The sequence below is a fragment of the Rathayibacter sp. AY1B5 genome (genome assembly GCF_002932795.1).
Taxonomy (GTDB): Bacteria; Actinomycetota; Actinomycetes; order Actinomycetales; family Microbacteriaceae; genus Rathayibacter.
In genome coordinates this window covers 1-743 of record NZ_PSWM01000058.1, presented here as the reverse complement: position 1 = coordinate 743, position 743 = coordinate 1, and the positions used below count along the sequence as shown (strand labels likewise).

The window sequence follows — 743 nt, the reverse complement described above, 5'->3', positions numbered from 1 at the left end:
GGGCTGGAACGGGCGGGAGAGACGGGGCAGGACGGGAGGAACGGGGCAGCAGGGTCGGTCGCAGCTGTTCTGGCCCGCGCCGTCCGACCCTGCTGCCCCGTTCCTCCCGTCCTGCCCCGTCTCTCCCGCCCGTTCCAGCCCGTCCCGTCCCAGGAGGACCGATGCCGTCCCGCTCCGCCCGCTCCACCGGGATCGTCCTCGCCGCCCTCGGACTCGTCGCCGTCGTCCTCGCGATCGTGCTGCTCGTCCGGCCCGCCGGCGGGGGAGCGCCCAGCGCCGGCACGGCGTCCACGGGTCCGTCCTCGGAGCCGTCCGGGGCCGCTCCGCCGACCACCGCCGCTCCGGGCTCCGCCGAGGCGGCCGACGGCGCCGACGCCCCCGCACCGACGGCCTCCACCGCACCGTCCGGCACCGAGCCGGTCACCGGATCCGACGCTCCTCCCGCGATCGTCTCCTTCGCTTCCACCCCCGCCTCCGTCGACTGCGAGGGCGACCGCACCGCCTCCGTCCCGCTCGCCCTGTCCTGGGAGACGAGCGGAGGCGCCACCGCCCGCCTGGCCGTCGGCACCACGGACGCGAGCGCGGGCGAGCCCGTCGACCTCGCCGCGTCCGGCGACGCCTCCGTCTCCGCCGACTGCCGCGACTCCGAGACCCTGATCACCCTCGCCGTCGACGGAGGCGGGGGTGGAAGCGAAGGAGACGATCGCGGGAGGAGCGTCGGATCCGGTGACCGGCTCGGTGCC

The 743-nt window shown here is 77.1% G+C and carries 1 pseudogene; it reads left to right on the top strand.

Annotation, left to right across the window (positions count from 1 at the left end):
• Positions 1-161: 161 nt before the first annotated feature.
• Positions 162-743: pseudogene (locus C5D44_RS17505) on the top strand (hypothetical protein); the annotation flags it as partial.